The 6,069-nt window shown below is 64.7% G+C and carries 6 protein-coding genes; 5 read left to right on the forward strand and 1 reads right to left on the reverse strand.

Annotated elements, in window-relative coordinates:
* Positions 1–9 precede the first annotated feature (9 nt).
* From NX782_RS19290 to NX782_RS19300, 3 genes are all read left to right on the forward strand, one after another.
* A complete protein-coding gene (locus NX782_RS19290) occupies positions 10–468 on the forward strand; it encodes an FKBP-type peptidyl-prolyl cis-trans isomerase (protein ID WP_258847100.1) in 459 nt (152 codons plus the stop codon).
* Between the two features lie 100 nt (positions 469–568).
* Positions 569–2,047: a DUF7125 family protein gene (locus NX782_RS19295; protein ID WP_258847101.1), complete on the forward strand. Its 1,479-nt coding sequence runs from the start codon at positions 569–571 to the stop codon at positions 2,045–2,047.
* Positions 2,037–3,686, forward strand: a complete 1,650-nt coding sequence (locus NX782_RS19300; protein ID WP_258847102.1) for a response regulator — start codon at positions 2,037–2,039, stop codon at positions 3,684–3,686. The genes NX782_RS19295 and NX782_RS19300 overlap by 11 nt, the downstream gene beginning before the upstream one ends.
* 3 nt (positions 3,687–3,689) lie before the next feature.
* Here NX782_RS19300 and NX782_RS19305 read toward each other — a convergent pair whose 3' ends face one another.
* Positions 3,690–4,187: a ricin-type beta-trefoil lectin domain protein gene (locus tag NX782_RS19305; protein WP_258847103.1), complete on the reverse strand. Its 498-nt coding sequence runs from the start codon at positions 4,185–4,187 to the stop codon at positions 3,690–3,692.
* Between the two features lie 117 nt (positions 4,188–4,304).
* Between NX782_RS19305 and NX782_RS19310 the strand changes: the two genes are divergently transcribed.
* The gene (locus NX782_RS19310) at positions 4,305–4,718 is read left to right on the forward strand and encodes an FKBP-type peptidyl-prolyl cis-trans isomerase (protein WP_258847104.1); all 414 of its coding nucleotides are present in this window, start codon (positions 4,305–4,307) and stop codon (positions 4,716–4,718) included.
* A gap of 209 nt (positions 4,719–4,927) precedes the next feature.
* Positions 4,928–6,025, forward strand: a complete 1,098-nt coding sequence (locus NX782_RS19315) for a trypsin-like serine protease (RefSeq protein ID WP_258847105.1) — start codon at positions 4,928–4,930, stop codon at positions 6,023–6,025.
* The last annotated feature ends 44 nt before the right edge of the window (positions 6,026–6,069 follow it).

Here is a 6,069-nt window from a genome sequence, read left to right on the forward strand (position 1 = left end):
AAGAAACCCATGAAAAAGCTGCTCTCCATTTGCGCGCTCGGCGTCGCCATGTCCCTGACCCTGACCGGCTGCAAGCGCGGCGAAGGACAGGCCTCGGCTCCGGCCGCCGCGCCGGCCGACGCCACCCCGATCTCCCTGCAGAAGATCGATACCGTGCAAGGCACCGGCAAGGAAGCGACGGCCGGCACCACCGTCGTCGTGCACTACACCGGCTGGCTGTACTCGCCGAACGCGCAGCAACAGCATGGCGCCCAGTTCGACTCCTCGGTCGGCAGGGAGCCCTTCAGCTTCCAGCTCGGCTCGGGCATGGTGATCCCGGGCTGGGACCAGGGCGTGCAGGGCATGAAGGTGGGCGGCAAGCGCACGCTGATCGTGCCGGCCGCACTGGGCTACGGCGAGCGCGGCGCAGGTCCGATCCCGCCGAATGCGAACCTGATCTTCGACGTCGAACTGCTGGACGTGAAGTAAGCGTGCGCTGATTCCGCTTCGCTCTGTTGGCGAGCGTACCAAGCGCCGCCAACCCCCGTGATAAATTGGTAAATACTCAATATCCCGGGAGCGCGAAGTCATGAAGCATGCAAAGGCCGTCAAGGTACCGACCGGCATCCCCGAACTCGATGCGGTCCTGCATGGTGGACTGCTGCAGGGCCGCATTCACCTGATCGAAGGGCGGCCCGGAACCGGGAAGACCACCTTGGGGCTGCGCTTTCTGATCGAAGCCCTGAAAATGGGCGAGTCCTGTCTGTACCTGAGTCTGTCGGAATCGCTGGACGAATTGCAGGAAGCCGCCGATAACCACGGCTGGTCGCTGGATGGCATCGACATCGTCGAAATGATCCCGGTGCCCGGCGATGCCGGCGACGAACAGACCATCCTGCTGCCGACCGAAAAGGAACTGTCGAGCCTGATCGAGCAGATCGCCGACCAGGTCGAACGCAGCGCGGCCACGCGTATCGTGATCGATTCGATGGTCGAAATCCGGCTGCTGGCCTACGACAGCAGCCACTACCGGCGCCAGATCATCGCCTTGCGCCAGCGCCTGAGCAGGAAAGGCGTGTCCGTCCTGCTGCTGGACGACCTGACCTCCGATGGCCGCGAGTTCGAACTGCAAAGCGCCGTGCACGGCGTGATCACGCTGGAACAGATCGAACACGCGTTCGGCGCGGCGCGCAGGCGGCTGCGCGTGGTCAAGCTGCGCGGCGGAAATTTCCAGAGCGGCTGGCACGACTACAGCATCCGTACCGGCGAAATCCTGGTCTTCCCCAGCCTGATCGCGCAGGAGCACCATCGCCCGCGCACCGGGTTCGAGCTGTTCAGCGGCATTGAAAGCTTCGATGCGCTGTTCTGCGGCCCCCTGACCGAGGGAAGTTCGACCATGGTGCTCGGGCCCTCTGGGGTGGGCAAGACCACGGTGGCGCTGCAATACGCTTTGTCGGCGGTAAAATCTGGCCACCATGTCGGCTATTTCAACTTCGACGAATCCGAAACCACGCTCAGGTCGCGCCTGGTGGCCAGCATGGGAGAAGACGGCGCGCAGGACGAGGCCGCGGCCAACCGCGAGGACGACGACGAGACGCGCCGTTTCCATCTGCGCCGCGTCAATCCGTCCCGTATCTCGCCGGGGGAGTTCATCTGGAACGTGCGGCGCCTGGTCGAGGATCTCGACGTCCGGCTGGTGATCATCGACAGCATCAATTCCTATCTCGACGTCATCCGCGAGGAAAGGTCGCTGCTGCGCCAGATGCACGAACTGTTTTCCTACCTCAGCAACATGAACGTGATGGCGATCATCGTCGGCGCCCATTCGGCCAGGCTCGACACCTCGAAAGAGCCGGACGCGCTGAGCCTGATTACCGATAACATTATTTCCTTGCGCTACTACGAACACAGGAACGTGGTGTGCAAGGCGGTCTGCGTGCTGAAGAAGCGCCAGGGCCGGCACGCACACGATATCCGGGTCCTCTGCCTCACCGATGACGGCATCCGCGTCGGCGGGCGGGTGAAGGCCCGCGATGAACAGCTGGGAGCGGCGTCACTTGAAACCTGAGCCCGACCCTGCCGTCGTCGTCTTCGCGCCGGTCCCGCGCGATGCCGTCACGCTGCGCGCGCTGCTCGAGGAAGAGGCGATGCGTGCGCATTGCTGCGCCGATGCCGGCGAGTTCTATGCCGCGCTCGGCAACACGCCTTTGTTCGCGGTGATGACGGAGGAGGGCATTGCGCGCTGCGCGCCGGACGAGTTGAGCAGGCTGTTGCGGACGCAGCCGCCATGGTCCAACCTGCCGCTGCTGGTGCTGGCCGACGCCGACCAGCGTCGGATCGACACCAACCGCTTCGTCCACCTGGCCGAGATCGGTAACGTCACTTTGCTGACGCGGCCTGCCGCCCGTCTGACCCTGGTCATGGCCATGCGTTCGGCGCGCCGCGCGCGTCTTCTGCAGTTCGCGGTTCGCGACCAGATGCAGGAGCTTGCCGAGCATGCGGAAAAGCTGGAATCGACGGTGGCCGAGCGCACCCGCGAATTGCAGGCCGAGATCGCCGAGCGGCGGCGCGTCGAGCAGACCCTGGCGGAGGCGAAGCGGCTGGAATCGCTGGGACAGCTGACCGGCGGCATCGCCCACGATTTCAACAATATCCTGCAGGTGGTGACCGGCAGCGAGACCCTGCTGCGCCTGCTGTTGGGTCCGGAGCCCGACGCGCGGGTGCTGCGCGCGCTGCAAAGCATACGCCGCGCCGCCGACCAGGGCGGATCGCTGACGCAGCAGTTGCTGGCTTACGCCCGTCGCCAGCCCCTCGCGAACATCGTGCTGGATCTGCGCAAGCACCTGCACACGGTATCCGAGATGATCCTGCACATGCTGGGCCCCGAGGTGCAGGTGCGGCTGCAGATCACGCCGGGCCTGTGGCGGGTGCTGGTCGACCCCTCGCAGCTCGACGCCGCCCTCCTGAATATCGCGGGCAATGCGCGCGATGCCATGCCGGACGCGGGCCGGCTGGTGCTGGCGGCACGCAACCGGACGCTGCCCGATGCGGCGCTGCCGGAAGGCGCGCATCTCGCCGGCGACTTCGTCGAGATCTGCGTGACCGATAACGGCCATGGCATGTCGGCGGAAACCGCGCAGAACGCCTTCGAACCGTTTTTCACCACCAAGTCCTTCGGCAAGGGAACAGGGCTCGGCCTGTCGCAGGTGTACGGCTTCGCCATCCAGAGCAAGGGCCTGGCCTTTATTCGGCGCGAGGAAACCGGTACCGCGGTCGGCATTCTGCTGCCGCGCTGCGCATCCGCTTCCGACACCGCAGCCGCCGAAAAAAAACAGGCGGGGCAGGAAATCAAGGGCCTGCGTGTCCTGTATGTCGAAGACGATCCGGACGTTGCCGAGGTGACCGCAGCGATGCTGCAATCGCTCGGCGCGACGGTGACGACCGCCGACAGCGCGGATGCCGCCGTGCGCCTGGACCTGTCGGCGATCGATGTCGTCCTGTCGGATGTCATGATGCCCGGCGAGCTGGACGGCATCGGCCTGGCGCGCTGGCTGGCAACGCAGCATCCGCATTTGCCGGTCGTGCTGACCAGCGGTTATGTGCTCGCACCCGAGCGCCTGCAGGGCTTGAAGATGGGCTTCGTGCGCAAGCCCAGCGCGATCGGGGCTCTGGCCGATGCCCTGGTCAAGGCCGCCGCCCGGCGCTAGGCGCTACATCGTCGGGATGTAATTGCTGTGCCAGCGGTGCCCGCCCTGGCGCCGCGAACAGGGCGTCATGCGCATCCCGGTCTGCACGGCTTCCAGGCAGCGCGTGGCGCCGGTTTCGCGGTTGGTCATGCGCATCAGCCGCGGCACGTCGCTCAGGCGTTCGATGTACCACTGCTGGTTCTCGGCCTGGCTGCAGGCTTCCATGGCCAGCAGTTGCTTCGGGTCGTCCGGATGCACGGCCAGGCAGGCAGCCGCGCCATTCGCCGCGGTGTGGAATTTGTCGTAGCCCGGCAGGTCGCCGCGGGTGACGAACCATTGCTGGTCAGGGCCCTGGTTGCAGGCTGCCATGGCGACCTTGCCGCCGGCGCTGCCGAGGCAGCGGCCACGTCCGTCGAGTTCGTTTTGCAGGTAAGTCGCATCCGGCGCGGCGAAGGCCGGGCTGGCCGCCAGGTGGAGGAGGGCAAGCACGGCAGAGGCGATGAAGCGGGCTGGTAATGCCATTTCTTTCCTTTGTGGTGAGCTTGCTACGACATTAACACGAAGGCGCCGCAGCTTGTGCAAATATTAAGCTTGGGCAATACTCATGCGCACTTCATCCCCAAAGCGGAGCCTATCCCGATGACTTTCCTTCGTACCACCGCCGTGCTCGCCCTCGGACTCGCCCTGGTTGTCAGCACGGCCGCCGCCGCGCCGCCGCCGCTGCAGAAAACCGATACCGTCGTCGGCCAGGGCAAGACCGCCACCGCCGGCGCCACCGTCACCGTGCATTACACCGGTTGGCTGTATTCGCCGAAGGCGCCGCAGCAGCATGGCGCCCAGGTCGATACCTCGACTGGCGGTGCGCCTTTCACCTTTGCCCTCGGTTCGGGCAAGGTCATGCCGGGCTGGGACCAGGGCCTGGTCGGCATGAAAGTGGGCGGCAAGCGCACCCTCGTGGTACCGGCCGCGCTCGCTTACGGGGAGCGCGGTGCCGGGCCGATTCCGCCGAACGCCAACCTGATCTTCGACATCAGCCTGCTCGACGTGAAATAAACGAAACCGGCCAATGCCCGGCATGGAAAAGCGGCTGAGAAGCCGCTTTTTTTCGTCGGGAAATTTTACATTTGATTCTTGGAATATATTTACGCCCGTAAATAAGGTGTTGATTCCTTTGGGAATTTTCCTGCTGGCACACTTCCTGCTCAGTAGTCCCGGGCGTACGTTAGCGCACACAACATAAGATTCTTTACCAAGGATAAGAAATGCTGACACCAAAATCGATGTACAAGAAGCTGTTCGGTACCGCTGCCATCCTCGTCACCGCGCTGGCCGGCGTCCAGGCTCAGGCCGCTATCGTTGGTACGAGCGGCTCGCTGAAGCCGACCATCGTCTCGGGCGCGCTGCCGGACACGCCTGACAACCGCATCGACCCGAACACCGCCTCGTCGCCGTTCTCGGGTGTCGTCAGCATCAATATCCGTTACAACAATGCCGCCGGCGAGCGTGAATCCTACATCTGCTCGGGCGCACTGGTCGGCAAGCGCCAGGTCGTGTCGGCCGGTCACTGCGTCGATACCAACGGCAACGGCGCCGTCATCGACATCAACAAGCCGGGCAACGACGTGCGCGTCATCTTCAACAACAACGGCAGCCAGTACGAGCTGATCACCGCCACCAAGGTGTCGATGAACCCGGATTACCAGGGCTTCGGCAATTGCCCGGCCGGCGTCAACTCGTTCTGCGTGAACGACGACATCTCGGTCATCACGCTGGGCCGCGACGCGCCGGCCAGCGCCAAGATCTACAAGATCTCAAACGCACCAATCGCCGAAGGCACCCACATCATCATGGCCGGCTACGGCACCTCGGGCGACGGCACCAACGGCTATTACATCGCTCCGGACTTCTTCGTGAAGCGCACCGGCGAAAACTACGTCGACCTGTTCGACCTGGACGACGAGCAGGGCTTCGTGGCCGGCAAGGAAGAGGTCTACTACGCCGACTTCGACGGCGCAGGCAAGGACCTGTTCTGCGAGCAGTTCGGCGTCTGCACCCCGCAACTGCCGAACGACAAGGAAGCCAGCATCGGCGGCGGCGATTCGGGCGGCCCGTCCTTCATCGTGCGTAACGGCGAACTGATGCTGGTGGCGAATAACACCTTCAGCGGCATCTGGAACGCCGATGACGTCGACGGCACCTTCGGCACCTACTTCGGCGGCATCGTGCTGGGCAGCTACACCGACTACCTGAACCAGGCCACCGGCGGCCAGGCCACCTTCGTCCCGGAACCGGGCAGCATGGCGCTGCTGGCGCTGGGCGGTGCGCTGCTGGGCGGGCTGCGCCGCCGTCGCAAGCAGTAAGCGGTTGCGGCTCTTCGGAGCGGCGTAAAAACCGGCCCGCGGGC

This window comes from Massilia norwichensis (assembly GCF_024753245.1).
Lineage (GTDB): Bacteria > Pseudomonadota > Gammaproteobacteria > Burkholderiales > Burkholderiaceae_D > Telluria > Telluria norwichensis.

What these genes read in the sequence shown, in the direction of transcription:
- NX782_RS19315 (WP_258847105.1), top strand. Translation starts at nt 4,928, where the DNA reads ATGCTGACACCAAAATCGATGTACAAGAAGCTGTTCGGTACCGCTGCC.
- NX782_RS19310 (WP_258847104.1), top strand. Translation starts at nt 4,305, where the DNA reads ATGACTTTCCTTCGTACCACCGCCGTGCTCGCCCTCGGACTCGCCCTG.
- NX782_RS19290 (WP_258847100.1), top strand. Translation starts at nt 10, where the DNA reads ATGAAAAAGCTGCTCTCCATTTGCGCGCTCGGCGTCGCCATGTCCCTG.
- NX782_RS19305 (WP_258847103.1), bottom strand. Translation starts at nt 4,187, where the DNA reads ATGGCATTACCAGCCCGCTTCATCGCCTCTGCCGTGCTTGCCCTCCTC.
- NX782_RS19295 (WP_258847101.1), top strand. Translation starts at nt 569, where the DNA reads ATGAAGCATGCAAAGGCCGTCAAGGTACCGACCGGCATCCCCGAACTC.